Origin of the sequence: Chryseobacterium rhizosphaerae (assembly GCF_003385455.1) — a bacterium.
In the GTDB taxonomy this organism is placed as follows: domain Bacteria; phylum Bacteroidota; class Bacteroidia; order Flavobacteriales; family Weeksellaceae; genus Chryseobacterium; species Chryseobacterium rhizosphaerae.
Genome location: NZ_QNUF01000003.1, coordinates 73815 through 100239 on the forward strand (window position 1 = coordinate 73815; position 26425 = coordinate 100239).

25 protein-coding genes and 1 riboswitch are annotated in these 26425 nt (G+C 36.8%); of the genes, 7 read left to right on the plus strand and 18 right to left on the minus strand.

All coding sequences use genetic code 11. From position 1 onward, the window contains the following. Nucleotides 1-5: 5 nt before the first annotated feature. From prfA to DRF57_RS03315, 4 genes are all read right to left on the minus strand, one after another. On the minus strand, nt 6-1091 hold the full coding sequence (gene prfA / locus DRF57_RS03300; protein ID WP_047491851.1) for a peptide chain release factor 1: 1086 nt from the start codon (nt 1089-1091) through the stop codon (nt 6-8). Between the two features lie 116 nt (nt 1092-1207). After that, nucleotides 1208-2536 carry an APC family permease gene (locus DRF57_RS03305; RefSeq protein ID WP_115916909.1) on the minus strand — a complete coding sequence of 443 codons (1329 nt, stop codon included), beginning with the start codon at nt 2534-2536 and terminating at the stop codon, nt 1208-1210. Nucleotides 2537-2542: 6 nt separating this feature from the next. Continuing rightward, the gene (locus DRF57_RS03310) at nt 2543-4987 is read right to left on the minus strand and encodes a TonB-dependent receptor plug domain-containing protein (protein ID WP_115916911.1); all 2445 of its coding nucleotides are present in this window, start codon (nt 4985-4987) and stop codon (nt 2543-2545) included. Nucleotides 4988-5081: 94 nt separating this feature from the next. Continuing rightward, a riboswitch (SAM riboswitch) is annotated at nt 5082-5187 on the minus strand. A gap of 172 nt (nt 5188-5359) precedes the next feature. Further along, entirely contained in the window at nt 5360-6382 is a 1023-nt protein-coding gene (locus tag DRF57_RS03315) for a T9SS type A sorting domain-containing protein (protein WP_167449340.1), read from the minus strand. 169 nt (nt 6383-6551) lie between these two features. Here DRF57_RS03315 and DRF57_RS03320 point away from each other — a divergent pair, with 169 nt between their 5' ends. After that, the gene (locus tag DRF57_RS03320; RefSeq protein WP_115916915.1) at nt 6552-7412 is read left to right on the plus strand and encodes an AraC family transcriptional regulator; all 861 of its coding nucleotides are present in this window, start codon (nt 6552-6554) and stop codon (nt 7410-7412) included. Between the two features lie 92 nt (nt 7413-7504). Here DRF57_RS03320 and DRF57_RS03325 read toward each other — a convergent pair whose 3' ends face one another. Then, the gene (locus DRF57_RS03325) at nt 7505-7789 is read right to left on the minus strand and encodes a hypothetical protein (protein ID WP_174772367.1); all 285 of its coding nucleotides are present in this window, start codon (nt 7787-7789) and stop codon (nt 7505-7507) included. A gap of 92 nt (nt 7790-7881) precedes the next feature. After that, entirely contained in the window at nt 7882-9489 is a 1608-nt protein-coding gene (locus DRF57_RS03330) for a fumarate hydratase (protein ID WP_047491865.1), read from the minus strand. 137 nt (nt 9490-9626) lie between these two features. Between DRF57_RS03330 and fumC the strand changes: the two genes are divergently transcribed. Together fumC and DRF57_RS23520 are read left to right on the plus strand one after the other, a co-directional pair. Next, nucleotides 9627-11021, plus strand: a complete 1395-nt coding sequence (fumC, locus tag DRF57_RS03335) for a class II fumarate hydratase (protein ID WP_115916917.1) — start codon at nt 9627-9629, stop codon at nt 11019-11021. 146 nt (nt 11022-11167) lie between these two features. Then, complete coding sequence (locus DRF57_RS23520; RefSeq protein WP_123863272.1) at nt 11168-11359, plus strand: bacteriocin-like protein; 192 nt, start codon at nt 11168-11170, stop codon at nt 11357-11359. A gap of 77 nt (nt 11360-11436) precedes the next feature. On the opposite strand, the gene DRF57_RS03340 is transcribed toward DRF57_RS23520, so the two are convergent. The 7 genes from DRF57_RS03340 to DRF57_RS03370 form a co-directional block, all read right to left on the minus strand. Next, complete coding sequence (locus tag DRF57_RS03340; RefSeq protein WP_115916919.1) at nt 11437-12372, minus strand: Dyp-type peroxidase; 936 nt, start codon at nt 12370-12372, stop codon at nt 11437-11439. 61 nt (nt 12373-12433) lie between these two features. Further along, on the minus strand, nt 12434-14083 hold the full coding sequence (locus DRF57_RS03345) for a DNA repair protein RecN (RefSeq protein WP_047491874.1): 1650 nt from the start codon (nt 14081-14083) through the stop codon (nt 12434-12436). Between the two features lie 81 nt (nt 14084-14164). After that, the gene (gene porD, locus DRF57_RS03350; protein WP_047491877.1) at nt 14165-15067 is read right to left on the minus strand and encodes a type IX secretion system protein PorD; all 903 of its coding nucleotides are present in this window, start codon (nt 15065-15067) and stop codon (nt 14165-14167) included. A 36-nt stretch (nt 15068-15103) separates the two neighbouring features. Then, nucleotides 15104-16309 carry a bifunctional phosphopantothenoylcysteine decarboxylase/phosphopantothenate--cysteine ligase CoaBC gene (coaBC, locus tag DRF57_RS03355; RefSeq protein ID WP_115916921.1) on the minus strand — a complete coding sequence of 402 codons (1206 nt, stop codon included), beginning with the start codon at nt 16307-16309 and terminating at the stop codon, nt 15104-15106. 123 nt (nt 16310-16432) lie between these two features. Beyond that, nucleotides 16433-16756: a DNA-directed RNA polymerase subunit omega gene (locus DRF57_RS03360; protein ID WP_027378789.1), complete on the minus strand. Its 324-nt coding sequence runs from the start codon at nt 16754-16756 to the stop codon at nt 16433-16435. Nucleotides 16757-16798: 42 nt separating this feature from the next. Then, nucleotides 16799-17794 carry an outer membrane protein assembly factor BamD gene (locus tag DRF57_RS03365; protein WP_047491885.1) on the minus strand — a complete coding sequence of 332 codons (996 nt, stop codon included), beginning with the start codon at nt 17792-17794 and terminating at the stop codon, nt 16799-16801. Nucleotides 17795-17897: 103 nt separating this feature from the next. Further along, on the minus strand, nt 17898-18527 hold the full coding sequence (locus DRF57_RS03370; RefSeq protein ID WP_047491889.1) for a TetR/AcrR family transcriptional regulator: 630 nt from the start codon (nt 18525-18527) through the stop codon (nt 17898-17900). Nucleotides 18528-18623: 96 nt separating this feature from the next. On the opposite strand from DRF57_RS03370, the gene DRF57_RS03375 reads away from it, so the two are divergent. From DRF57_RS03375 to DRF57_RS03390, 4 genes are all read left to right on the plus strand, one after another. Further along, on the plus strand, nt 18624-19250 hold the full coding sequence (locus tag DRF57_RS03375) for a TatD family hydrolase (RefSeq protein ID WP_115916923.1): 627 nt from the start codon (nt 18624-18626) through the stop codon (nt 19248-19250). Beyond that, entirely contained in the window at nt 19243-19968 is a 726-nt protein-coding gene (locus tag DRF57_RS03380; protein WP_047491896.1) for a tRNA threonylcarbamoyladenosine dehydratase, read from the plus strand. The genes DRF57_RS03375 and DRF57_RS03380 overlap by 8 nt, the downstream gene beginning before the upstream one ends. Next, complete coding sequence (rnpA, locus tag DRF57_RS03385; RefSeq protein ID WP_047491900.1) at nt 19968-20342, plus strand: ribonuclease P protein component; 375 nt, start codon at nt 19968-19970, stop codon at nt 20340-20342. The genes DRF57_RS03380 and rnpA overlap by 1 nt, the downstream gene beginning before the upstream one ends. 219 nt (nt 20343-20561) lie before the next feature. Beyond that, a complete protein-coding gene (locus DRF57_RS03390; protein WP_115916925.1) occupies nt 20562-21170 on the plus strand; it encodes a DUF4126 domain-containing protein in 609 nt (202 codons plus the stop codon). 32 nt (nt 21171-21202) lie between these two features. On the opposite strand, the gene DRF57_RS03395 is transcribed toward DRF57_RS03390, so the two are convergent. Genes DRF57_RS03395 through DRF57_RS03415 form a run of 5 tightly spaced genes read right to left on the minus strand, consistent with a single transcriptional unit; the run spans nt 21203 to nt 26353 of the window. Further along, nucleotides 21203-23218, minus strand: coding sequence for a tetratricopeptide repeat protein (locus DRF57_RS03395; protein ID WP_115916927.1), 2016 nt, complete (start codon nt 23216-23218; stop codon nt 21203-21205). Nucleotide 23219: 1 nt separating this feature from the next. Further along, nucleotides 23220-23771, minus strand: coding sequence for an LptE family protein (locus DRF57_RS03400; RefSeq protein ID WP_047491908.1), 552 nt, complete (start codon nt 23769-23771; stop codon nt 23220-23222). Between the two features lie 41 nt (nt 23772-23812). Continuing rightward, complete coding sequence (locus DRF57_RS03405; protein WP_047491911.1) at nt 23813-25102, minus strand: sigma-54 interaction domain-containing protein; 1290 nt, start codon at nt 25100-25102, stop codon at nt 23813-23815. A gap of 32 nt (nt 25103-25134) precedes the next feature. Then, nucleotides 25135-25932 (minus strand): tetratricopeptide repeat protein, encoded by a 798-nt coding sequence (locus DRF57_RS03410; protein ID WP_115916930.1) that lies wholly within the window; start codon nt 25930-25932, stop codon nt 25135-25137. Then, nucleotides 25904-26353: a hypothetical protein gene (locus tag DRF57_RS03415; protein ID WP_047491917.1), complete on the minus strand. Its 450-nt coding sequence runs from the start codon at nt 26351-26353 to the stop codon at nt 25904-25906. Before DRF57_RS03415 ends, DRF57_RS03410 begins: the two co-directional genes overlap by 29 nt. Nucleotides 26354-26425 lie beyond the last annotated feature (72 nt).

Genomic DNA, 26425 nt, shown 5'->3' on the forward strand with positions numbered 1-26425 from the left:
ATATTTTAATAATTTTCTTCTTCTCCTTTCATCTTTTCTGCATTTTCTGCCATGATTACAGCATCTATCATTTCCGCGATATCTCCATTCATGTAGGCATCAAGATTATACATAGATTTATTGATTCTATGGTCTGTTACTCTTCCCTGAGGATAATTATATGTTTTGATTTTTGCAGAACGGTCTCCTGTAGAAACCATGGTTTTTCTCTGGGCAGCAATATCTCCCTGAACTTCCTGCAATTTGATATCATATAATTTGGCACGAAGCATTTCCATTGCCAATTCACGGTTAGCTAGCTGAGAACGGGCCTGCTGGCAAACCACTACAAGACCTGAAGGCTTGTGTGTAAGCTGAACTTTAGTTTCAACCTTGTTAACATTCTGACCTCCTGCTCCTCCTGAACGTGAAGTCTGCATTTCAATATCAGCCGGGTTAATCTCTACATCCACTTCTTCAGCTTCAGGTAAAACAGCAATGGTAATTGCAGAGGTATGAACCCTTCCCTGAGATTCTGTTTCCGGTACACGCTGCACACGGTGAACTCCTGATTCAAATTTCATAATCCCATAAACACCTTCACCTTCCACCTTCATAATCAATTCCTTGTATCCTTTCGCAGCTTCATTAGAATCTGTCACTTCATGTCTCCATCCTTTTGTTTTGAAGTACATGGAATACATTCTGTAGATATCTTCCACAAAAATAGCGGCTTCATCACCTCCGGTTCCGGCACGTAATTCCACAATAATGTTTTTGTCATCTGCAGGATCTTTAGGAATAAGCAATACTTTCAGCTCTTCTTCCAAACCTGGAATCTTAGCCTGAGCTTCTAATTTTTCTTCTTTTGCAAGATCTACCAAATCTCTATCCGAACCATCAGCAATGATCTCATCAGATTCTTCAATAGCGTCCAAAGCTCCTTTGTACTGATCATAAACCTTTACAATTTTGCCCAAATCACTATATTCTTTGTTTAAAGAAGAATATCTTTTTTGGTCTGAAATGACATCAGGCTGTATAATAAGGTCTGCAACCTCATTATATCTTTGTTTTATAGCTTCTAATTTTGGAATTAATGATTTAGACATTATAGAATTTTTGTGGGTGCAAAGATAAGGATTATTAATTCAAAATTAAAATTACAAATCAGCATAAATTTTTGAGCATTAGACTAAAAATCCAAAAGGTCAATTTATCAATTGTCTTATTCGCTTTTGGAATCATCCATTTCCGGCTTACTTCTTTTAGAAAGTTTTCTGTCTATTAAGTACAGTACAATTCCTACAGCTACAATTCCCAGCCCAATAAAACTTTCCTTAGGATTATGAATCAGGGTAAAATAAAGAATATAAATACTGAACAGTAAAAAAACCGTGGGAAAAATATAAAAAGCATTGGATTTAAATATTTTCCGGTCTTCTTTTTTAAGAAAAAAAACCGTAGAAATGGCCAGACTGGCAAATAACTGAAGAATGAATGCTGTATAGACGAAAATTTCCTTAAAACTTCCTGTTAAAATAATTACTGAAGCAATAACAGCATGGGCAAAAATAGCTCTTACCGGGATTCCTTTTTTGTTACCCGTGGAAAGAGGCTTCCACAGATAAGTATCCTTCGCAAAAGCCTGAGTAAGCCTCGAACCTACCCATAAATACCCACTAATGGTTGCAATCAGTTGTAAGGCAATAAAGATATTCACTATTTTTCCAAAGGTAGAGCCCAGCATATTAACTGCCGCTTCACCCATTACATCTTCTTTTCCTGCCAATTGATTCACTGAGGCATGTTTCAGCATAATGTAATTGACTAAAATATAGCTTACTGTCACAAAAACAGTCCCTATAATCAGAGATTTAGGAAGATTTTTCTGCACATCCTTTATTTCTCCCGCGATATAAGACGCTGAATTCCAGCCTGTATAAGAATAGGTAACAAATACCAGGGAAGTAGCAAAAGCAGGAAGCATGATTTCATTCTGCCAGCTGTCACTGAAATTAAGACTGTTTCCTATCTGGTCAGATTCCGAAAGTCCCACGCCCAAAATAACCAAAACGATAATAAAGGTGATCTTGATTAATGTAAAAAAATTATGAAACCTACTTGAAGCTTTTAAACTAAATGATAAGGCGGCAGCCACCAGAAAAATTGCAGCGATGGCAAAACCATTTCCAAATGTGTATTGAAATACTGAAAGATATTTTGACATGGCTAATGCCGCTAAAGCCACCGGAGAAGAGAAGCCGATAATCAAAGATATCCAACTGATAAGGTACCCAAATAACGGATGATAGGTTTCTTTGAGATAAATGAAATCTCCACCATTGCCTTTAAAATGGGATCCTAATTCAGCGTAGCAAAAAGCCCCGAATAATGCCAGAATCCCACCAATACCCCATAGCAGAAAGATGCTGTAGGTATTGGTAATATCAGATAACTGAAATCCCAGTGTTGTAAAAATTCCGGTTCCTATCATATTGGAAACCACAATGGCTGCAGCTGTTTTCCAGCCGATCTGATGTGAAGGAGTATTCATTAATGATTAAAAATTAAAATTAAGCCTTCCGAAGAAATAGCTACCTAATGTTCCCATTTGTACCGGAGCATATTTAAATACTCCATAATATGAATTTTCATAAATCTGACGATCCGGGAACACATCAAAGACATTATTAGCACCTACGGTAAAGTTGATGTTTTTTGTAATATCATACCCTACACTGACATCTGTAATCACTTTCGGTGAAAATTCCTGAACGCTTCCAAAAGGATATCCGTCTCTTATTACTTTACCAAAATAGGTATTTCTTACGAGAAAATTAAACTTTCCTATTCCATAATTCAATCCTAATGAGGCCTTTGTTTTGGGTGATAAAGTTTCTATAATATTGATCTGATCAGGCCCAAAAAACTCATTCTGAGGAGTTCCCAGGTTTTCAGGGAAATGAAAATCTGTAATTTTTGTTTCTGTATAATTTCCGGCAAGGTTCATATTCAGGTTTCCTCCACCCAATTTCCAGTCGTAGGAAATAACCAAATCCACGCCTTTGGTCTCCGTATCAATAGCATTGGCAAAAAACCTACCGCTTTCGACTTCTTTTCCCACCCCTACTACATCAGGATCTGATAATCTGGAATCTGTAATATTACTTGTAATGACAATTCTGTCTTTCACTTTAATGATATAACCATCTAAAGTAATGAATAGTCCTTTCGCCGGTTTTAAAGTAAATCCAAGGCTTCCGTTGACCGAGGTTTCCTGTTTTAACTTATCGAATCCAAGAACCTGTGCCGCTTTACTGTCGTTATTAAAAATTCCTTTAGTTACAATTGTGGACCCTGAAGTTGAAATATCTGCATAAGAATTGTTGAAATACTGCTGTTGCAGAGAAGGTGCTCTGAAACCCGTTCCTACAGCTGCTCTTACCGCATAATTTTTTAAAAACTCATATCGTACAGCGAGTTTTCCATTCAGGGTATTTCCAAAATCAGAATAGTTTTCAAATCTTGCCGCAGCATCAATATTCAGCTTTTTATCCAAATCATAAGATATATCAGCATATACCGCTGTAGAATGTCTGTCTTTTTTTAAGGTATTATCCGGTGAAAAGCCGATGAATGACTGCGATCCCCCTGCTCCTATCACTGTTGATCCCGTACCTGCTACATTTCCGTTGACATCATATTGGGTATAGGATGCAGGATCTCCGGATTTAATCTGATATTGTTCAAATCTGAATTCACCTCCAAATGCTATATTAAACCGGTTTATATTTTTAGAGACGTCAAGATTAAGGGTATTTTGCAGAAAACTGTGTGCCCCGGCATAAAATCGGGTCGGTGATTTTGCTCCTAAAGAAGCATTATTCGTATTGCTTACGTTATAATTGAAAGTATTGTTTCCAAACGTATTGCTTACATCAAAAAGCCAGTTGTTTACATTATATTTTGCTCCGACAGCATAAGAGATATCATATACCTGAGATCCCAGCTCCGCCTGAAATCCGTTGGGATAAAGTGATGAAACAACATTAAACGTTTCACTGGGAAGTCTTCTGAAGCCATATCCTTTTCCTTCTTTGATACTGAAACCACCAAATGAATAGAGTTTAAAATGATCATTAAAAGAATATTCTGAATTAAAAAACAGCTGCGCTTGTTTGATCTGTGCATCTCCGATCTGAAAGTTGAAATCGTCACGGGTTAAACCTCTTTTTCTAATTTCCTCATCATCTGCGGCTCTTGCCGCCTCCGGATCATCTGCGAAAGGATACGCAAAATTATTTCCGAAAATATCCAAATCATGATTTTGAGTCCTCGTTGTTTTCCCTCTGTGGCTTAGCTGTAATGAAAGATTGACATACCCTTCTTTTTTTCCTAATGAAGCCCCATAATTAACTCCTGCCTGGTAGGTGTCTCCATCATTCCTTCCGCTTAATCCGTAAGTAATACTTGCTGAAGCGCCTGCATTTTTTTTGAGTATAATATTGATTACTCCCGCAATGGCATCAGAACCATACTGAGCTGCCGCCCCATCTCTTAATACTTCAATTTTTTCAATAGCAATAACAGGAATTGTACTCAAATCTGTTCCCACAGAGCCATTTCCAACGGTATTCTGATAATTGACCAAAGAAGTGGTATGTCTTCTTTTTCCATTAACCAATACTAAGACCTGATCCGGGCCCATTCCTCTTAATGTTACAGGATCAATATGCTCGGTTCCGTCAGAAGCAGACTGTCTTACAGAATTAAATGAGGGAATAACATAGTTCAATAAATCCTGAACCGTTATTTGGGGGGATGCTTTCTGTATTTTTTCAATATTAATAACATCTACGGGAACCGGTGTTTCAAGTTTTGTCCTTTTAACATTACGATTTCCTACGATGATAATATCTTCAATTTGTTTTCCTTTTTCTTCCTGTTCCTGGGCAGCGATCCCAATGGTGCCAAGCAATAATACAGCTATGCTTATTTTTTTCATCTTTTGTTCCTGCAAAAATTATTATACATTCCGAGAATCAATCCTCAGACACACAAGACTTCAAGAAATGGAATTCATATAAGAATATTGACTTCAATTATCTCCCCCATCGGGTTGGAATTAGCACCTTTACACTTCTGGAATTGTGTAGGTTGCTAAGGTTTCTTTGGGCCAAATCCCTCCACCTTTCTTGATAAATCTACTGCAAAAGTAGACTATTTTTTTCAATATGCAAAAGCCGTTTTTATGATTTACAAACACAGCATAAAAAAGGCTTATGAAAAATTTCATAAGCCTCCCTAATAAAAGTAATTGTAATTGAAGTGAACTATTTTATGTAAAGGGAATACAGTGATTCTACATGAAGACTGCTTATCCTTTAATAATCTTTTTAGAAACGGTCTGTCCGTTTTTTAATTTTATTTCTACAATGTATAAACCGTCCGGAAGTCCTGTCATATTAACCTGATCATTTGAAAACCCGGCGTCCATCTTTTGTCCTACCGTATTCGTTATCATTATACTTTCAATCGAGGAATCTGCTTTAATGGTAAGAATTCCTTTTGTTGGATTGGGATACATCCCTATGCTGTTATGATTTAGTCTTACCTCCGAAGTAGCAAGTGCCGAGGTAGGTTTAATACATCTTACTGATGCTCCCTGCCCTCTGGGTGCCCCTGCTGAGGCATTAGCACTTATGGTCCCTACGTACAGATATTTCCCTCCAAGCCCGGATACATCCGAACTCCAGAAATACCCTCTCTTTCCTACAAAAGTAAAACCAGCGTCTGAAGAACTGCGATATCCTCCTGCAGGCAATTTCAGATGACTGCTGTAAGCGCTTGCGGGGGCCGTAACACTTTCAAGGCTAACAATACTTGCCCAGTCTGCCTGTGTTGGCATTCTCCAATTGGCACCTATTGCCTTGCATGGGTCTACACCCACTGTCTTTCCCAGCCCATCTATGTTCTTTGCGGTCCATTCATCATTAGCTTCAAGAGTAGACCACCACGCGGGTGTTCCTATGATGTACGAGCTCACCCCTGCTAAACCGTCCGGCCTGTTAGGAGTAGGAGCAGAAACTGTGGCGGAATTTCTTAGCTGATGGCCGTCATCCCATCTTCCCCACTGAAAGAGATCTCCATATGAAGCTTCATCATCCAGAGAAGAGGCTACTTTAGAGCTTCCCAGGTTCTGCTGCAGCCATATTTTTCCATCATTAGCTCTTACAGTCGTATAAGAAACTGTTTGGCCCTGGTAAGCAAATTTCACACATCCTACATCTCCAGGATTATTTCCAGGGTCTGCATTGGTACAATTTTGAGGATTTCCCTGCGCATATAAACCATTCAAAGCGATGAGTATCAGCATCATTCCCGCGCTTAGTTTTCTCATCACAAAATATAGATTTTCAAACATAATCAATATTATTTTTAATTATTCTAAATTTAATTTAATTTTGCGCAAAAGTAGCTTACCCGTTTAATTCAGAGTTATCATTTTCCAACTTTTAGTTATCCGATATAGGAGTTATATATGAACACCATCAAAAATAACACTGATTATGAGTAATTTAGAAGAAGAAAAGATATTATTTGCCTCAGATAATATTAGCATAGAATTTTGTTCCGAACGATATTCAAAAACGTCAATACTGGAAGCTGGATCGAGTTTTAACCTACTCTTTCTATTGGGTTCGGACATATATCTTGAAAAATCTGCCGGTCATCTTCCAATAGTATTCAGAAAAAATCAATACATTCTTTATTATTCATCAGAAGAAAACAGAGCAGAATTACGATCTGATAGTCAGGAAGCATTACAATATCTTCTGATCCGGATTGACTATCAGTATATTAATCACCTTATCAACCCCAAATCCAGTGAGGAAAGTGCTGATATATTGGAAAACATGATGAGAAACAGCTTCATCTATTTTCATAAAGAAACACCCCCCACCATGACTGTTGAAATGCATATGATCCTTAAAGAAATCATCGGCTCTTCAAAGAAAGGTATTATTCAGAAGTTATTTATTGAAGCCAAGCTCATCAAACTGCTTATTCTTGTATTCGAACAGTTCCACGAAAAAAACAGCGCACAATCAGCCCCAAAGGCCCCTGAAATGATCAAGAAATACATCGATGAAAATTACCACAGAAATATAAAGGCTGAGGAAATAGGAAAACTGATCGGGATTAATCAGAATATCATCCGGCAGGAATTTAAGAGTCAATATCATATGACCATTTCCCATTATATTTCTGAACTAAGAATGCTGAAGGCAAAAAAAATGATTACCAACAGTGATGTAATGATCAAAGAAATCGCTATTGAATGTGGGTATGAATATGTACAGAATTTCACCCGTGCTTTTAAAAAGAAATTTGGTGTTGCTCCTGAAAACCTGAGAAATAACAAATAGAAAAACCGCCTAAAAAATTAAGCGGTTTATATATGTTGTTTTGCTTTGATATTACTTTTTCAGAATTAAGGTGAAAAAGCAATGACAATCAATTAATGATGATGTCCGTGATCGTGAATGAAAGGTCCGTTACCTTTAGGTTGGTTGTAAAGAACCTCTACACCTTCCTGCTCATAAATATTCTTTCTTCTGATATCTTCAGGATCGAAAGCCTTTACTTTTCCAAAGTATTCTTTCAAACCTTCCGTAAGCCACATTGGAATGACTAATCCGAAGAACATAAAAATACACCAGAACCCTACTAAGAACATAGTAATGAAGAATACAGTCCATAGGAACTGGTAGAACGGCCAAAATGCTGATAAAATAGTTATCATTCTCTTTAGATTTTAGGCAAAAATAGAGCTTTTTTCTTTTTTACACAAAAGATATAGGCTCTATTTTATAATTTATTTTAATTTTAAACTAACTAGTGGGCAAGATTTGCGAAGAAATCGTTTCCCTTATCATCCGTAATAATGAATGCAGGGAAGTCTTTTACTTCAATTTTTCTTACGGCTTCCATTCCTAATTCCGGGAAATCCACAACATCTACAGATACAATATTATCCTTTGCAAGGATAGCTGCAGGCCCTCCGATAGATCCAAGATAGAATCCTCCGTATTTATTACATGCATCTGCAACATCTTTACTTCTGTTTCCTTTAGCCAGCATGATCATACTTCCGCCATGGCTTTGAAACTCGTCAACATATACATCCATTCTTCCTGCGGTAGTAGGTCCGAAACTTCCTGATGCCATTCCTTCCGGAGTCTTTGCAGGTCCTGCATAGTAAATCGGGTGGTTTTTGAAATACTCTGGCATGGGTTTACCACTATCTATCAGTTCTTTGATCTTAGCATGAGCAATATCTCTTGCTACGATAAGGGTACCATTTAATTTTAGTCTTGTTTTGATTGGATATTTTGAAAGATCAGCTAAAATATCCTGCATAGGCTTATTCAAATCAACTTCCACCGCTTCTTCCAAATGGGGAGGGGTAGCTGGTAAAAATCTCTTTGGATCCTGTTCCAATTGCTCAAGGAAAATTCCTTCTTTTGTAATTTTTCCTTTGATATTTCTATCTGCAGAACAAGAAACTCCCATTCCTACCGGACATGAAGCTGCGTGTCTTGGAAGCCTGATCACTCTTACATCATGGGTAAGATATTTTCCACCAAACTGTGCTCCAATAGCACTTTCCTGACATATTTTCTGAACTTTAGCCTCCCATTCAAGATCTCTGAACGCCTGTCCGGCTTCATTTCCTTCCGTCGGAAGATGATCATAATACTTAGCCGAAGCTTTCTTTACAGCAGCAAGGTTCGCTTCTGCAGAAGTTCCTCCAATGACTAAAGCAAGGTGATACGGAGGGCAGGCTGCCGTTCCAAGATCTGAAATTTTCTCTTTGATAAACTCTTCAAGAGATTTTTCGTTCAGTAAAGATTTTGTTTTTTGGTACAGGAATGTTTTATTGGCAGAACCTCCTCCTTTTGTTAAAAACAAGAACTCATAGTAATCTCCTTTTTTAGCATAAATATCAATCTGTGCCGGAAGGTTGGATCCTGAATTTTTCTCATCAAACATAGTTAATGGAACCACCTGAGAATATCTTAAGTTTCTTTTTTGGTAGGTATTGAAAATTCCTCGGCTTAAAAATTCACCGTCGTCTACTCCTGTGTATACATTTTCTCCTTTTTTACCCATTACAATTGCTGTTCCTGTATCCTGACAAGAAGGAAGAGCACCTTCTGCAGCTACTGCAGCGTTCTGTAGCAGGTTATAAGCAACAAATCGGTCATTGTCCGTAGCTTCAGGATCATCAATAATTCTTCTAAGACTCTCTAAGTGAGAAGAACGTAACATAAAAGAAACGTCAGCCATAGCTTCCTCAGCAAGTAATTCCAACCCTTTAGGATCTACAGTTAAGATTTCCCTGTCTCCTAATTTTTCAACTTTTACATAATCTGATGTAAGCTTTTTATACACCGTATCATCTTTCTGAATTGGATACGGATCCTGATATCTAAATTCCATTCAATTTTTTGTTTGCACAAAAATACGGCTACCGTAAAAAAATATGAGTAAAATCAGTCATTAAAATTGATATTTATAATGATTATAAATTGCGAAATTCTGGTGTTATCAGTAACTTTATAAAAATTTCAATCACAATGAATTACAGAATAGAAAAAGACACCATGGGCGAAGTGCAGGTACCTGCAGACAAATTTTGGGGAGCACAGACAGAGCGTTCCAGAAATAATTTTAAAATAGGTCCTGAGGGTTCAATGCCCCACGAAATCATTGAAGCATTTGCCTATTTGAAAAAAGCAGCAGCGTACGCCAACAGCGATTTGGGAGTTCTTGCTGCTGAAAAAAGGGATATGATTGCTAAGGTCTGTGATGAAATTCTGGAAGGAAAACTTAATGATCAATTCCCACTGGTTATTTGGCAAACCGGGTCGGGAACTCAGTCAAACATGAATGTCAACGAAGTTGTTTCCAACAGGGCGCATGTCAATAATGGAGGTACTTTAGGAGAGAAATCTGAAATCCACCCAAACGATGATGTCAATAAATCTCAATCATCCAATGATACCTATCCTACAGCGATGCATATTGCTGCTTATAAAAAAGTAGTAGAGGTAACGATACCTGCTGTAGAAAAATTAAAAAATACATTATCTGAAAAATCCAAAGCATTCAAGGATGTTGTAAAAATCGGAAGAACCCACCTGATGGATGCTACTCCACTTACCCTTGGACAGGAATTTTCAGGATATGTCGCTCAGTTGGAATTTGGCTTAAGAGCTTTAAAAAATACACTTCCTCACCTTTCTGAACTTGCACTTGGTGGAACAGCAGTAGGAACCGGGTTAAATACTCCAAACGGCTATGATGTAAAAGTAGCTGAACATATTGCAAAATTCACCAACCTACCTTTTATTACTGCAGAAAATAAATTTGAAGCTCTTGCTGCTCATGATGCTATTGTTGAAAGTCATGGTGCTTTAAAACAGCTTGCCGTATCGTTATTCAAAATTGCACAGGACATCAGGTTATTGGCCTCAGGACCAAGATCAGGAATTGGTGAAATTCACATTCCAGAAAATGAACCTGGATCATCTATCATGCCGGGGAAAGTAAACCCTACTCAAAATGAGGCGCTAACTATGGTTTGTGCTCAGGTTTTAGGAAATGATACCACCATTTCTTTTGCCGGAACTCAGGGAAATTATGAGCTTAATGTCTTTAAACCTGTTATGGCTTACAATTTCTTACAATCTGCCCAGTTGATTGCCGATGCATGTATTTCATTTAATGATCACTGTGCAGTTGGAATTGAGCCTAATCACGAGAGAATTAAAGAGCTTGTTGACAAGTCTTTAATGCTTGTAACAGCTCTTAATACTCATATTGGTTATGAAAATGCAGCTAAAATTGCAAAAACAGCCCATAAAAATGGGACCACGTTAAAAGAAGAAGCTGTAAATCTGGGGCTTTTAACTGCCGAACAGTTTGATGAATGGGTAAAACCTGAAGACATGGTAGGAAGCCTGAAATAGGATTACAAACATAATATATCAATAAAAGCCTTGGGATTCCCAGGGCTTTTTTAATGATGCAAAATACTGAATAACAATTTTTTATTAAATTCAGATTTGCGTATTATTTTTTCATAAATTAGTGATATAATTTCAAAACAAAAGCCATGAAAAACCTAAAGAAATTAAAGAGACAAAGCTTAAAGGAAGTATTAGGCGGAAATTCAGCATCAAACTGCCAGGGGAAATTTAAATATCCTGCTTATTATAATGGATATTCGGCATGTTGCGTTGCACAAACAGACTATCCATGTTCCCAGACTGTCATGTGCCAACTTCCTATCGGAATGTGTGATTGAGATTGTCATTTGATATCATCTCTGTAAGTAATTGATAAAAGGGCTGCCTCCGTAAAGAAGCAGCCTTTTTTCTTATATTATCCTGAAAATTCGTCAAGCATATTTCTGGTTGGAACAAAGAAGAGCGTACCCGTTACTGCTGTACTGAAGTCTAAAATCCGGTCATAATTTCCCGGAGGATCTCCAATAAACATATGGGTCAACATCTTTTTCGTAGTGGTAAAAGTACTTGCGTAAGAAATGAAATAGGTTCCAAATTCATTTTTAGAAGGGTTTCCGAAAGGCATATTATCTCTTACAATCTTAAGTTCTTCACCATTCTCTCCTTCTACATTCGCTAAAGCAATATGTGAGTTTGAAGGTTTTACTTCATCAGACATTTCAATATCATTTTCCTTTGATCTGCCGATTACCTTCTCCTGATCTTCTGTAGAAAGACTTTTCCAGGCATCCATATTATGAAGATATTTCTGAACAAAAAGATAGCTTCCTCCCTGATATTGAGAATCTTCATTTCCAATTTTCGCAAAATAATCACGGTCTTCTCCGTGTGGGTTTTCTGTTCCGTCTACAAAACCAAGAATAGACCTTGCATCCCAATATTTAAATCCATGAATTTCCAGAATACTTTCTGCTACGGAACTTAATAGTTTTGAGATTTCAATACCCATATCGAATATAACACTTTGATTGTCTGCTCTTAAATGAAAATGCAAATCTCCGGGAGTAGAAACAGCAGTATGCTTTATCCCTATTATCTCTTCGAAATTCGCAAGTTCCTTGGGCATAGGAGTAGGAAGACTTAGCTTTTTCCATGCTTCAAAACCAATTCCCATCACACAGCTTGCTCTGCTGCCCGGGAATCTGTTGAAAACAGAATTATTAAGATTTAAAACCAAAGCACATAGCTCCTGGAAAACATCTTTCAGCTGCGGAACATCATTAAGCTTCCACACCATGAATATGGTATTCGTGTTAGGGTAATCCGTAACATTTTGCGATTCTAAACTCATGTTTATTTTTTTGAATTAAGGTACGTAACAGAATGGTAATCTACAAGCCTGTTAGCATTTTTTAACCGATCAATTCTTTAGCCTGTGCTAAAGCAGCTTCTGTAATTTTACTTCCTGAAAGTAATTGTGCTATTTCGGTTAGCTTCTGATCATCAGTTAAAGGAATAATTGTAGATTGGGTTCTTCCTGAAATATCCTGTTTTACGACTTTATAATTATCGTTTCCTTTTGCAGCGACCTGTGCCAAATGAGAAATAACGATCAACTGCATATCTTTAGACATCTCTCTCATAAGGTTTCCGATTTCTTCAGCCACTTTCCCTGAAACTCCGGTATCTATTTCATCCAGAATAAGAGTGGGAAGATCATCACTTTCAGCAATAATTTTCTTTACGGCCAGCATAACCCTCGATCTTTCTCCACCGGAAATAGCCGTTTGAATAGGCCTTAACGGGAATCCCGAATTCGCCTGAAATAAAAGCTGAATATTTTCTTTTCCGAAAGCATTAAATTCAGGAATATCCAGAAGCTCTATATCTACTTTGGCTTTTTCAAGACCCAGTTTTTTAAGAAGCGTTTCTGCTTTTTTTACAAAAACAGGAACATTCTTTTTTCTGTTTTTTGAAAGTTTCTCGGAAAGAGTTTGAAGTATTTTTTCCTTATTAGAAATATTTTCTTCTGTTTCAATAATTTGTGCTTCCAATTCTGAAGCGCCTTTCTGATCTCCTGCCAGTTCATTCCTCACTTCTATCAGCTCATTTACATCTGAGACATTATGCTTTAGGAGTAAGGCATTGATTTTATTATTAAGCTCCGTGAGAAGTAATAAGTTCTCCGGGTTAATTTCTACTTTTTCAGATTCGTTTTCAAGCTCGGAAATAATATCTTTTATTTCTACAAAAGAAGTTTCCAGTCGCTGATCCAACTCAGCAAAGCTGGTTGAAATCTCGGAAATCCTGGAGAGTTTATTCTTCGCTTCATTAAAGAAAGATAAAATTCCGATTTCTTCCTGGTGGAATCTCGATAGGATCTGACCCAGGTTTTCAGAAATCATTCCTGCATTTTCCTGAATAGCAAGCTGATTCTGCATCTCTTCGTAATCTACTTCATCCAGCTTCAGTTCTTCCAGTTCATTAAGCAGAAAGTCTTTATAATCACTTTCTTTATTAGTCTCGGAAAGCTGTGTCTGAAGTTTTTTAAGCTGAAGTTTCAAGCTCTGGAAATCAGAAAATACCTGTTGGTATTCTTCAATGATCTGCTTATTTTCAGAAAGTCCATCAATTATTTTAAACTGATATTCTGAAGTAAAAAGATTGGAAGTTTCAAACTGGGAATGAATATCGATCAGCTGTGATGAAAATTCTTTAAGCACATCCAGGGTTACCGGAACATCATTAATGAATGCCCGTGATTTTCCCGAAGGCAGAATTTCCCTTCTGATAATAGTCTGAAGCTCATAATCAAGGTCGTTTTCTATAAAGAATTTTTTAAACTGATTATTCAGTGCAAATTCAGTTTCTACGACACTTTTTTCTTCTGCATTCGAAACCGATTTTATATCTGCCCTTTCTCCAAGAATAAGTCTCAGAGCTCCCAGAATAATAGATTTACCTGCTCCCGTTTCACCGGTGATTACCTGCAAACCGTTTTTCAATGACACTTCAAGGGTATCAATCAGGGCAAAGTTTTTAATATAAATTCTCGAAAGCATGGATGAAGGGCTGGTTACTTTAAGTAGTGCAAATATAGAATTTTAGAGTTCAGTATTCAATAGCTGAATGTTTGAATTCTTTTATTTCCACTTATTCCATTTATTATCAATATTTTTTGGAGAAAGAACAATCATGGTCTGTTTCAGATCATTAATATTGACAGGTCCATTATTCCCTGAATTAAAAATATTGAAGATCTCGTCACTTTTATTATCCATAAAGGTATTGAAGAAGTATGACTGCTGGAATGAATTTTCATACATTTTCAGCTGCATCAGGGCATCAAAAATCACTTTTTTGGCTCCTCCCTGGTCTTGGTTAAAGAGATTGTCCAATCCCGCTCTGTGATAGGTATAAATGACTGAACGCAATTGGCTCCAGTTAGGATTCAAAATTTCATTAACCAGTATTGTACGGCTTCTTGGTTCATTTACCGTATTCCATCCCTCATAATTTCTGTTCTGTGAATTCTGGGCAATCTGCTGGGCTTTTGAAAACCATTGCGAGCCACCCATAGACTGGAAGCTGTCGGCATCGTATCCTAAGATCAGATAGATATAAAAACTGATTACATCGGTAAGGTTCTTTCCGGAAAACTGTCTTTCATTAAATATAAGATTCTCATTTTCAATATATTCGAATGCAAATCTTTGATCCTGAAGGTTTAATAACGGAGATTCATAATTTGAGCTATAAACAGGGCGTACAGCCTGTACTACTATAGCACCTTTAAATCTGTTATCCGTTCTTTCAGAAATAACAATAGAGAAACCACATTTTATTTTTTCAAAATTCTGTAGTTTTTTCCCTGTCCAGCTGGTATTATTAATAAAGTCTTTGAGACTTTTTTCCAAAGCCTTATAAGCTTGCTGGTTACTTCCTCCCAATTGTTGGGAGTTTACCTGTACGGTTGCCAGCAATTCCTGAGAAAAGCTAATGCTGTATATAAAAAGCAGAAAAAATAAGCTTATAATTTTTTTCATTGTCTATTAAAAATTGAGAACGGAAATTTATTAAAATTATTTTAAAAGCTGAGCTTCCACAAAGTTGAGAATATCTTTGGCGACTTCATCTTTTGATTTAAGGTTAAATTCTGTCTTTTCCGTTTTGGTAAATATTTTAATTTTATTGGTATCGTTTTTAAAGCCTGCACCTTCATCGCGCAGAGAATTTAAAACAATCATATCAAGGTTTTTCTTTTCAAGCTTTCCTTTGGCATTCTCTTCTTCATTCTGTGTTTCGAGGGCAAATCCTACCAAGAACTGATGGGTTTTCTTTTCGCCCATCGTTTTTAAGATATCGGGATTCTTCACCAGCTCAATCGTTAGATTTTCATCATTCTTCTTGATCTTTTCTTTAGCCACTTCTTTTGGAGCATAATCTGCTACAGCAGCACTGGCAATTCCGATATCTATTGTATCATAAAACTCAAATACTTTGGCCAGCATTTCTTTAGCAGAAGTGACTTTGTGAAGTTCAACATTTTCATCATGAATCACCTGAGCACTAGGTCCTGAAATTAAAATTACTTTTGCTCCCCTTTTTGAAGCTTCTTCAGCTAAAGAGAAACCCATTTTTCCTGAAGAATGATTTCCTATAAATCTCACCGGGTCGATCGCCTCATATGTGGGACCAGCAGTAATCAATACTGTTTTTCCTTCAAGACTTTTTCCGTTAGTTTCAGTCTTAAAATAATTTTCAACTGCATTAAAAATGGTTTCAGGCTCCGCCATTCTTCCCTGTCCGATAAGTCCACTCGCCAATTCTCCGTTTTCTGCAGGAATTATTGTATGTCCGAAGCTTTCCGCAAGCTCTATATTTTTCTTTGTAGACGGATGGACATACATATCCAAATCCATCGCAGGAGCAATAAATACAGGGCATTTTGCAGACATATACGTGGCAATAACCAGATTATCGCACATCCCATGAATCATTTTAGATAGGGTATTGGCTGTACAGGGCGTTACAAGCATTACATCTGCCCAAAGTGCCAATTCTACATGACTGTTCCAGCTTCCGTTATCTCCATAAAAGTCTGAGTAAACAGGCTTTTTCGATAATGTAGACAAGCTTAATTTCGTTACAAAATGTTCAGCATCGGGAGTCATAATAACCTGTACTTCGGCACCTTTCTTTACAAAATCCCTTATCAGAAAATGAATTTTGTAAGCCGCAATCCCTCCGGAAACTGCGATAAGTATCTTTTTACCGGAAACACTCATTTAGTTCTAATTTTTTTTGAAACACTAAAATACTTATTTTTTCCCACAATCAGGGTTTAAAACAACAAAGGTCATAAAAGAACCGAGTTCCTTTATGACCTTTGTCTATAAAAATACAGATGATTATTTTCTTTCTTCTGTTTTTCTGAAATAAATATCTTCATTTAACCATTCTTCAATAGCGATTGAAGTTGGCTTCGGAAGTTTTTCGTAGTGTTTAGAGATTTCAATCTGCTCTCTGTTTTCGAAAACTTCTTCTAATGTAGAATTGTGAACAGCAAATTCATCTAATTTATTGTGAAGTTCCGTACGGATCTCCGCATTGATTTGCTCTGCTCTCTTTCCCATGATAACAATAGCTTCGTAGATTGAACCTACTTTATCTTCAATCTTATCTTTGTCGTAAGTAATAGTATTTACTTCGGCTTTTGTATCTTTTACACTCATTTTGAGAAAATTATTTTATTTATAAGGTGGCAAATTTACGAATTATCTTTTAATTTTGAAAGTCGCCGCTGGAGGAGGGGTATTAAGTGCCGCACTATCCCTCTGGATCTGCATTGCTTTCTTTTCATTACTGATCTGATCCTTGATTTGTTGATCTGTTTTATTCTTTTCAGCCAGTTTTGCTTCCTCTTTTTTCTGTTTTGCGTTCAAAGTGGCAATTCTAGCTTCCACCTGTTTTTTAACAACAACGAAATCTTTCTTTTCTTTTTCCAATTTCCCACGCAGATCTACTGCCGTTTTAGAATATTCCGTATTAGGCAATTCTTTTTCTACCACCTTCGTGTAGGCTAATGCACTTTCAATACGCTCATCTTTAAGTTCATAAACAGACTTTGCAGCTAATTCATAACGAGATTTCATGATATAATCATAAATTTTCGGACGAAGTTTTGTACTCGGAAAATCTTCCAACACATTTTCAAGTGCTACATACGCTGCTTTGTACTGGCCCATTTTGAAATACTGTCTTGCATTTTCATAGGCTTTAAACTCTAATTTATAAGTCAGCTCATCAATAAGCTGGCTGATATTTTTAGATCTTTCAGAATTTGGATAATTGGTAAGGAAATCCTGAAGTTCATTAATTGCTAATTCTGTACTGGACTGGTCAAGGTTATAATCCATTGATCCTTCATAGTAGCATAATGCAGACATATAAGCCGCTTCTTCTGCTCTGGGATCTTTTGGAAAGTTGACCGCAAAATTTTTAAATTGGTGCCCTGCCAGTTTATAACTTTTATCGTAATAATTTGCATAGGCTGTATTGAAACCTACGTTGGGAAAATCATCTGTTCCTGCTACCAGATTGGTAAGTCTGTCATAAAGAGCCAGTGCGTTTTTCCACTTTTTCTTAGCAAAGTTGTCATTCGCTGCTTTTAAGATAAAATCTTTATCAGCACTCTTCATTGCTTTTTCCTGACGGCTTGCACATGAAGCAACCACTGCTACAGCAAACAGCCCTAAAATATATTTTTTCATATAAAAAATTCAACAGTTTTCGGATTAGACAGCCGATTTACTAATTTGCAAAAATATAACTTTTTTGCCAATAGATTTTTTTTTATGAATATTTAACGTAATTTTAGTCTGCAGCGTATCCCAAAATTGCAAAAACACTCAATAAAAGATTCATTCTCACTTTCTTTTCAGCTTCTTTCGCATAGGTTTCCTCATTTTTACTTGGGACATACAGTTCATAGAAGTTTTTATTTCGGATCACAAATAATGTGGACCCTATAATCATGGTAAGAATATCTTCAGGTTTCGGGGTAAAAGTAAAAACTCCCGATGCTACTCCTTTTTTTATGACTTCATCCAGTTTTCTTACAAACAGCTGGTAGAAGTCTAGCAGCTCATCCTTCAGGTTTTCCGTATGACGAAGTTCCTGCGTAACAAAGCCATGAAAATAATTGTATTTGAAAAGCTGTGATACAATGTATTTGATCATTTCTCTCATCTGCATTTCCGGTTTTCCTTCTTTGATTGTATCTGCAAATTCTGAAAAATTCTCTCTGGTTTTCAGCACCCTATACTGGTAGAGATAAGACATCATCTTTTCTTTAGAACCAAAATAATAGGAAATCATTGCTACGTTGATATTTGCTTTTGAGCAGATATCTCTTACAGAAGTTCCCTCGTATCCTTTTTTTGCTATTAATTCTTCAGCAATGTCTAAAATGTGAATCTGTTTTTCTGTAAATTTTTTCTTCATGAAGTGCACTTTGAGTAAAGTTAAGAAATTTTTAACACATTTGTAAACGTTTGTTTAATAATTTTATATTAATTCTAAATAATAGTATTTTTGAGGATGGAATTTTTTGATTTTCATCATCATAAAAAAAACACCGGATATGGAATTTACAATGTAAATATTGGAGAAGTTCCATCAGATTCCCTTTATTCAACAGGAATTCACCCTAAAGACATTGACGTTAACAATATTGAAGAACAGCTCAGCTGGGTAAGAAATACAATATCGCAAAACGGCTTTGCTATTGGAGAGTGTGGTTTAGATTCTTTGGTGGCGATTCATCAGAAAATTCAGGAGGATGTCTTTTGGGAACAGATCAAAATAGCCAATGAGGTAAAAAAACCTGTCATTATTCACTGTGTCAGAAAATTTTATGAAGTCATTTCTTTTAAAAAAAAGGCTGAACAAGCTATGATTATCCATGGTTTTAACAAAAAACAAAAAATTGCAGACGATCTGCTGGCTCATAATTTTTACCTGAGTTTTGGAAAAGCTGTTTTGTATAATTTATCTTTGCAGAATGTTTTAAAGAACACACCATCAGACAAATTCTTTTTAGAAACGGACAATGAAGATTTTGGTATTGAAGAATTATATCTGAAAGTATCACAAATAAAGGGAATTTCTTTGGAACAGCTCAATGAACAAATTTTAGAAAATTTACACACTATAAAAAATGGATAAATACTGGCTCGAGAGAACTGAGCTTTTAGTTAAAGATGAAGGATTGGAAAAGCTGACTAAAGCAAATGTCCTGGTTGTAGGGCTGGGAGGAGTTGGCTCTTTTGCTGCGGAATTTCTTGCAAGAGCGGGAGTAGGAAGCATGACAATTGTAGACGGCGACACCGTAGACATCACAAACATCAACAGGCAGCTTCCGGCTTTGCATTCTACCATTGGAAAACATAAGGTAGAAGTAGTTGCAGAAAGACTTCTGGACATCAATCCCGAGATAAAATTAATTAAAATCAATGAGTTTCTGAATCCTGAAAGAATGGATGAAGTGCTTGATTCAGGTAAGTTTAATTATATCCTGGACTGTATTGACAGTGTGACCCCTAAATTATGCCTTATCCGGGCCGCTAAAAGAAAAAAAATAAAACTTGTAAGCTCTATGGGAGCCGGTGGAAAGACCGATCCCAGCAAGGTTATGGTAAGAGATATCAGTAAAACACAAAACTGTTTCCTGGCCAGACAAATAAGAAAGAGGCTTAAAAAAGAAAAAATTAATAAAGGATTTAGATGTGTTTTTTCCAACGAACTTCAAAATGAGGAAAGCCTTAAGATGACCGATGGAGCTAATTACAAAAGATCTTTCTATGGCACTATAAGCTATATTCCGGCAATTTTCGGCCTGTATGCAGCCTCTGAGGTCATCAATTATTTATTGAAACAAGATTAATGCAAAATTTTACCTACCCCAGAGCTGAAAAACTCAAAAAGAATATAGAGATCGCTTTACTTTTCGAAAAAGGTAAATGGAGAACCTGTGGAAATCTAAGAATAATCATCTTAAAAGATAAGCCTAATCTCCCGGTAGAAAGCGTCAAGTTCGGGGTTTCTGTTTCTAAAAGATATTTTAAAAAAGCGGTTCACAGAAACCGTTTGAAAAGACTTCTGAGAGAATGTTACCGTCTGAACAAAGGGTTATTTGAGACCGCATTCGGAGATAAAACCCTTGCTATGCTATTTTGGGTTTCCTCGGAAATGCCTCAAAAATATCAGGATGTAGAGGCCCAGTTTATCAAGCTCTGCGAAGCACAAAAAAAGCCATAACGGCAATATATACCATACCGATATCTGCTTATTCAATAAAATTTGTAAATGCTATTTTGGCATTCAGATTTATAGGGTAAGCAGATTTCTGTTTTTATCATCTTCTTTTTTGAAACCATACTTAAGGCATCTTCACCCACTTATCTTTATGAATTTAAGTTTTCATTAAGTGGGATACTTTTTGTAATTTTAAGGGAAACAATAAATCTGAAAATTAATATGTTAGACCATATTCCCTATTTTTCTTACATTCTCAGTGCTTTTATCGGCATTGGATTGGCTGCAGCTACAGGATTCCGAGTCTTTCTTCCCATGTTTTTTGTAAGCCTGGCTTCTTACTTCCATTGGATTCCTATGAGTGAAAATTTTGAATGGCTCTCCGGTCTGCCGGCACTCATTACCACCGGTATTGCTACTATAGCGGAGATTCTGGCCTATTATATTCCTTTTATAGATCATTTGCTGGATACGGTTTCTGTTCCAATGGCTGCCGTAGCCGGATCTGTATTATTTGCCAGTCAGTTTGCTGGCCTGGAAACATTTCCCCAGTGGGCGTTAGCTCTTATTGCAGGAGGGGGAACAGCCGCAACGATAAGTTCCGGTTTCGCAGGAATACGTGCTGCCTCTACAGCAACAACCGGAGGTCTGGGAAATCCCATCGTGGGAACTACTGAGACTGCAGGAGCAGGTGTGATGTCTATCCTGGCAATGGCCATGCCGGTCGTAGCAGCTATTTTAGCCGTCTTACTTATTATTCTGGTAATTGTCTTCGGACGGAAAGCCTGGAAGAAGTTACGGGGCCGTAAAGAGCCTCATGATACCTTATAAAAAATGTGCTGTCTCCCGGACAGCACATTTTTTTAGTTTTTACTTCTAAAATCTTTTATTTCCTTGATTTTAGATTCAAAATATCCTTTTTTATCCGGATTTTTCTTAATTAATATCTCGAATGCTTTTATCGCTTTAGTATATAGCTTTTGTTCAAAATAAAGGTTAGCCAATGTTTCTGTCATCAAATGGGAGATATCATCATTCTTCTCTTTAACGACATAAGAACTTTCTTCTTTTAACTGACTGATTTTAGGATTGTTTTCAATAAAGTTATCAATAACTTTTATCTTCTTTTCAGGTTTTTCTTTTTCAACCTCTTCCGGTCTGTCGATTTTCAGCCAGCTTTGCCATGTATTGATAAAACCGGGAACATTGCTGTCTACAACAGGCTGAACCGTTTTCTGTACCGGAACTTCCTGCACTGTTTCTTCTTTCATTGAATCTTCATTAGCTTCTCTCCTTCCTTCCGAAACCCTCAAACTTGAAATATCAGTCCCGAAGAATGACACATTCATCACCGGAGCTTCTTCTTTTGCCACCTGTGTATGAGCGCTATCTTCAGCATTTTCAGGGGCATCATCTTCCGGCAGTTCGGGAGCTTCTTCTATAGTCTGTACAACCTCTGTATCAGATACTTCCATTATATTTTCAGATTCTTCTACAGCTCTGACACTCTCACTTTTTCCCTCTGTCTCTGCCACCATTTCAGGAGTTTCATCCTGTAATGACGCTTCTATTTTAGGTTCGGAAATTTTTCCAGGTTTAGCAATTAAGGAATCCGGCATATTGGTTTCAAGGCTCATCGGCTTCCATCCAGACTGGATTTCCGGAACGGCTTCTTCTTCCTGTATAACTTCTATAGTATCTGGTACTTCTACAGGTTCAGAAATTTCCTCTTTTTCTTCTACCGGAGCTGTCTGTGAAGGCTCCTCTTTAGCAGGTTCTTCTTTTTCTGTGGACCAGAAATGGAAATTTTGAGTTTCTGCAAAACTTATTTCATGATCAGCAACGACTTCCGGTTCCTCTTTTTCTTCCAGAGGAACAACTTTAGCCTCTTTCATTTTTTTCTCAACCTCTTCAATCAGACGTCTCATTTCGTCTTCATGCTTGTTTACATTAGGTTGTGAAATTTCCGTGTTTTCTATTGTTTCGTCTTCATTTACCTGAATTTTGACATCCGGCATAAATGAATCTGTCCCATGGAAACTAATTTCGGCCTCAGGTTCATCAGCAATTTCTTCTTTATCAGAAACGGCATTGGCTTCTTCTACATTTTCCTCTACCTCCTCATGCTCCTGAACGGTTTTTTCCTCAATGGTAAGTTCCGGTGCTATGGCTTCTACTTCGTGGAAGCTTACTTCCTCTTCTTTCTCAACCTCCTCTTCTTCAGGTTCTGAAGAAATTTCATCTTCATTAATAATGGTTTCAGGCGTGAAAATTTCTCCTGTATTTTCTTCTTTTTCCTCCTCTTTTATATCTTCCGATACCGTTTGAAGTACGGGTTTCTGAGTAACCAACGTACCTGATTCTAGGGTAGATTCAAGATCAATCTTTTCCGTATGCTCTTCATCAAGAAAATTCTCTTCTCCTTCAAAAAGAATTCTGTTACGTTCACCGTTAACATAAATAGGCTCAATACTTTGTGAGGTTTCCAGGATACATGAAACACCTTCTTCCTGCTTCATTTCTTTTTCAGAAGACTCTTCTCTTTTGATAGGAAAGACTTTTTCTTTATTAAAAGAATATCGGGCAGATTTCTGAGCGTTTTCAGAAGCCTGTTTTTCTTCTGTAATTTCAGGTTTAGGACTTTGCTGAATCACTCCATTGATCAGCTGATAAAGAATTTTTTTATCTGTAGTGTACGCTGCTGTTAAGGAAAGCTCCTTCTGATAACTTTCTTTATCATAAAGATGTACCCCATATAAGTGGAGCGCCCTAATATTTTGAATATAGGGAAAAGCGTGAATCTCTTCTTTCAAAAGATGAAGATCTTCTGACTGAATATTTTTCGGATTTTTTATTAATTCTAAAACTCTTGGATTCATCTTACCAATTCGCTACAATGTCGTTAAATATCTTATTAATTATTCTTTCTGTAACAATTTTCACCTGAGATGCTTCGATCTCACTTTGTGATAAATTGCTATTAAAAGCAGCTTCATCTGTGTAGGTTCTGTCAAAACTGGAATCAGGATGTACTTTATTTTCATAATGTACTTTCACTGTGATTACAAGTCTGTTTTGAGCCTGTTGTATCACTCCACCAGAAGGATTTGTCTGGGTATTGGAACTAATGGTAGTAGGAGAAATACTGTAATCTGAAATTTCCCCTTCTATCAGAATATCAGGATTTTCTTTAGTCCCTTTCAATGTTGTTCTCTGCAGAAATCTATTTTGAATATCGGTAGAAAACTGTTGGGACAATGTAGGGTTTACAAGAGCCGCATTATTCGGAAACTCATTGATCTGAACGGTCTTTTCATCTGTCAGGGATGATCCTGTAAAGCTGTAGCATGAGTTTAGAACTCCCAGCAAAACGAAAAGTACCCCAACTAATATTGGTCTCTTCAGACTAATATTTTTAATCTTAATATTCATCTTTTATTTTATTTCATAGAATCCAATTCCTTTATACAGGATTAGTCTTCCAGATTATACTGTTTTATTTTTCTATACAAAGTTCTCTGTGAAATTCCCAATTCATCTGCCGCCCTGTTTCTACGTCCCTTATGCTTTTCCAACGCTTTAACAATCAGATCTTTTTCATTATTCTGAAGAGAAAGGGATTCCGGTTTATTTTCCTCCACTTCAATGTCTTCAATATCTTCATAGCTGTCATCCTGCGTTGAGATAATAGTTGGGTTCTGAACAGTCTGGGTATCATTATTATTCTCAAAATATAATAAAGATCCCTGGCTTACCTGCGGCTGGCTTTCCGGAGTATAGATTCTATTGATCAGGTTTTTCTCCTGATTACTCAAGTCACCTGCTCCTCTGTTCTTTATCAATTCCGAAGTTAGGGATTTTAAATCATTGATATCATTTCGCATATCAAAGAGAATTTTGTACATAATCTCCCTCTCACTTCCAAAATCATTTTGCTTGGGTGTATTTTGATTATTGACCACCATCGGAAGATGCGTTTCCATTGGAATATATTCTGCAAGCTTCTCGGCTGTGATATTTCTATTCCTCTCTACCACAGTCATCTGCTCCACAAGATTTCTTAACTGACGGATATTTCCCGGGAAAGAATAATTTTCAATATAATGAACGGCACTAGGTTCCAATTCAAGTTCCGGCATTCTGTACTTCTCGGCAAAATCTATTGCAAATTTTCTGAATAACAAATGAATATCTCCCTTTCGTTCTCTTAAAGGAGGCATATCTATCTGAACGGTATTCAAACGGTAATATAAGTCCTCACGGAATCTTCCGTCATGAATAGCCTTCATCATATTAACGTTGGTAGCGGCTACAATCCTTACGTTGGTCTTCTGAACCTGTGAAGAACCTACTTTCATAAATTCACCACTTTCCAGTACCCTTAAAAGACGAACCTGTGTTTGTAAGGGAAGCTCTCCCACCTCATCCAAAAATATAGTCCCGCCATCAGCTACTTCAAAATATCCTTTTCTTGTGGCGGTAGCCCCTGTAAAAGCTCCTTTTTCGTGTCCGAATAATTCAGAGTCTATAGTTCCTTCAGGAATAGCTCCACAGTTAACTACAATATAAGGTTGATGCTTTCGTCTCGATTCTGAATGGATGATTTTTGGAATAAATTCTTTTCCCACTCCACTTTCTCCAATCACCAAAACGGAAATATCCGTAGGTGCTACCTGGATAGACTTTTCTAAAGCCCGGTTAAGTGCCGGAAAATTTCCGATAATTCCAAAGCGGTTTTTTATGTTTTGTAACTCGTTGCTCATAAGTAAATGTTTGATTATTGATTTAATATAATCTACAGCTCTTCAATCTGCTTTCTGTAGATCTTGTTAAAATGATGAGTGTAGACATCTTTCATGGTCTTTCCTTCATCGTACGTTTGCAATGCCAACGTTTTTAAATCCAAATAATCTTTGTTTCTTATTTTCGAAACTTTACTTTTAAAGTATATATTCTCAGCAAAGTCGTATTCTTTGCTTTGTTGTTCAAAATTTTCCAGGGCTTTATCATACTTCCCCAGCTCAAAATAGGTTACGCCCAGCTGGTAATGATCAAACATTCCCTTTACATACCCTCTGGTGGCCAGCTGTCTTTCGATAATTCCGGCAGCCTTTTCTTTCTGTCCTAAAGCACTGTAAGACATAGCTTTTACTATGCTCAGGTTATAATCTCCGTTTTGAGATCTTCCCAAATCTTCAGGATAATATTTTTTTAGTGTTTCTAAATCCAGAATAGCACCACTATAGTCTCTTAAAAACTGAAATTTGCACCAGCCTCTGTATCCTAAATGCATTTTAGGGTCTAGGGCAACCGCCTTGTCAATTAACCCCTTCCATGTTACAAAATCTCCATTTTTAAGATATGGAACTGCCTTCTCCATATAGGCATTGGCAAAATCCGGGCACAACTCAATAGCTTTATCAAAGCCTTCCTGAGATGCTCTGTACCCTTGAAAATCGGAAGCCAGATTGTATAACTCACAAGCTTTTTTACAGTCCTCTCCCTCTATTGCGTTACAGTTAACCTGTGCAATAGTATTGGTATACACTATAAGTAACAAAAAGCTAAGGTAATACCTCTGAAACTTTTCCATTTTCAATTTTATAGGTTAAATACTGATAATAGTCTACTTTAGAACCATTGATTTCTTTTGGAATCCATCCATCTAATGATTGGGTAAACTGTAACAGCTTATTTTCCAATTCTACATCCAAGACTGTGTCTTTCAGATCCGGGCTCATATGCTGTAACCTGAACAATCCTGTCTTTCCTTCACAATTTACTAAAAATCTGACGGTAATAAAACCGTTACTCTTATTTTCAGAATAAATATTTTCTTTTTTCAGTTTTTCTACAATGGCAATCTTTTCTCCTTTGTAATCAAACCCTTTTGCACCGTGATAATACTGAAAGCTGAAGGGTTTATCTTTTCCGGCTCCGCATTTTTTTAAATCTGCGGCATCTAATTTCCTGTCAAATTCAATATCTCCAACCGTATTGGGATATTTACTCACCTTTTTCTCTGTCTGACACGATATCAGAATACAGGAAAACAAGGCTAGAAAACAGATTGCTTTTATCAAAAC

Excerpts from the sequence above, each read along its gene's own strand:
- DRF57_RS03360 (WP_027378789.1), bottom strand. The coding sequence starts at position 16,756 with ATGAGTGTAAAAGATACAAAAGCCGAAGTAAATACTATTACTTACGAC.
- DRF57_RS03405 (WP_047491911.1), bottom strand. The coding sequence starts at position 25,102 with ATGAGCAACGAGTTACAAAACATAAAAAACCGCTTTGGAATTATCGGA.
- prfA (WP_047491851.1), bottom strand. The coding sequence starts at position 1,091 with ATGTCTAAATCATTAATTCCAAAATTAGAAGCTATAAAACAAAGATAT.
- coaBC (WP_115916921.1), bottom strand. The coding sequence starts at position 16,309 with ATGAGTGTTTCCGGTAAAAAGATACTTATCGCAGTTTCCGGAGGGATT.
- DRF57_RS03375 (WP_115916923.1), top strand. The coding sequence starts at position 18,624 with ATGGAATTTTTTGATTTTCATCATCATAAAAAAAACACCGGATATGGA.
- DRF57_RS03345 (WP_047491874.1), bottom strand. The coding sequence starts at position 14,083 with ATGCTTTCGAGAATTTATATTAAAAACTTTGCCCTGATTGATACCCTT.
- DRF57_RS03320 (WP_115916915.1), top strand. The coding sequence starts at position 6,552 with ATGAGTAATTTAGAAGAAGAAAAGATATTATTTGCCTCAGATAATATT.
- porD (WP_047491877.1), bottom strand. The coding sequence starts at position 15,067 with ATGAAAAAAATTATAAGCTTATTTTTTCTGCTTTTTATATACAGCATT.
- fumC (WP_115916917.1), top strand. The coding sequence starts at position 9,627 with ATGAATTACAGAATAGAAAAAGACACCATGGGCGAAGTGCAGGTACCT.
- DRF57_RS23520 (WP_123863272.1), top strand. The coding sequence starts at position 11,168 with ATGAAAAACCTAAAGAAATTAAAGAGACAAAGCTTAAAGGAAGTATTA.
- DRF57_RS03390 (WP_115916925.1), top strand. The coding sequence starts at position 20,562 with ATGTTAGACCATATTCCCTATTTTTCTTACATTCTCAGTGCTTTTATC.
- DRF57_RS03395 (WP_115916927.1), bottom strand. The coding sequence starts at position 23,218 with ATGAATCCAAGAGTTTTAGAATTAATAAAAAATCCGAAAAATATTCAG.
- DRF57_RS03370 (WP_047491889.1), bottom strand. The coding sequence starts at position 18,527 with ATGAAGAAAAAATTTACAGAAAAACAGATTCACATTTTAGACATTGCT.
- DRF57_RS03330 (WP_047491865.1), bottom strand. The coding sequence starts at position 9,489 with ATGGAATTTAGATATCAGGATCCGTATCCAATTCAGAAAGATGATACG.
- DRF57_RS03305 (WP_115916909.1), bottom strand. The coding sequence starts at position 2,536 with ATGAATACTCCTTCACATCAGATCGGCTGGAAAACAGCTGCAGCCATT.
- DRF57_RS03410 (WP_115916930.1), bottom strand. The coding sequence starts at position 25,932 with ATGGAAAAGTTTCAGAGGTATTACCTTAGCTTTTTGTTACTTATAGTG.
- DRF57_RS03365 (WP_047491885.1), bottom strand. The coding sequence starts at position 17,794 with ATGAAAAAATATATTTTAGGGCTGTTTGCTGTAGCAGTGGTTGCTTCA.
- DRF57_RS03325 (WP_174772367.1), bottom strand. The coding sequence starts at position 7,789 with ATGATAACTATTTTATCAGCATTTTGGCCGTTCTACCAGTTCCTATGG.
- rnpA (WP_047491900.1), top strand. The coding sequence starts at position 19,968 with ATGCAAAATTTTACCTACCCCAGAGCTGAAAAACTCAAAAAGAATATA.
- DRF57_RS03380 (WP_047491896.1), top strand. The coding sequence starts at position 19,243 with ATGGATAAATACTGGCTCGAGAGAACTGAGCTTTTAGTTAAAGATGAA.
- DRF57_RS03400 (WP_047491908.1), bottom strand. The coding sequence starts at position 23,771 with ATGAATATTAAGATTAAAAATATTAGTCTGAAGAGACCAATATTAGTT.
- DRF57_RS03315 (WP_167449340.1), bottom strand. The coding sequence starts at position 6,382 with ATGAGAAAACTAAGCGCGGGAATGATGCTGATACTCATCGCTTTGAAT.
- DRF57_RS03340 (WP_115916919.1), bottom strand. The coding sequence starts at position 12,372 with ATGAGTTTAGAATCGCAAAATGTTACGGATTACCCTAACACGAATACC.
- DRF57_RS03310 (WP_115916911.1), bottom strand. The coding sequence starts at position 4,987 with ATGAAAAAAATAAGCATAGCTGTATTATTGCTTGGCACCATTGGGATC.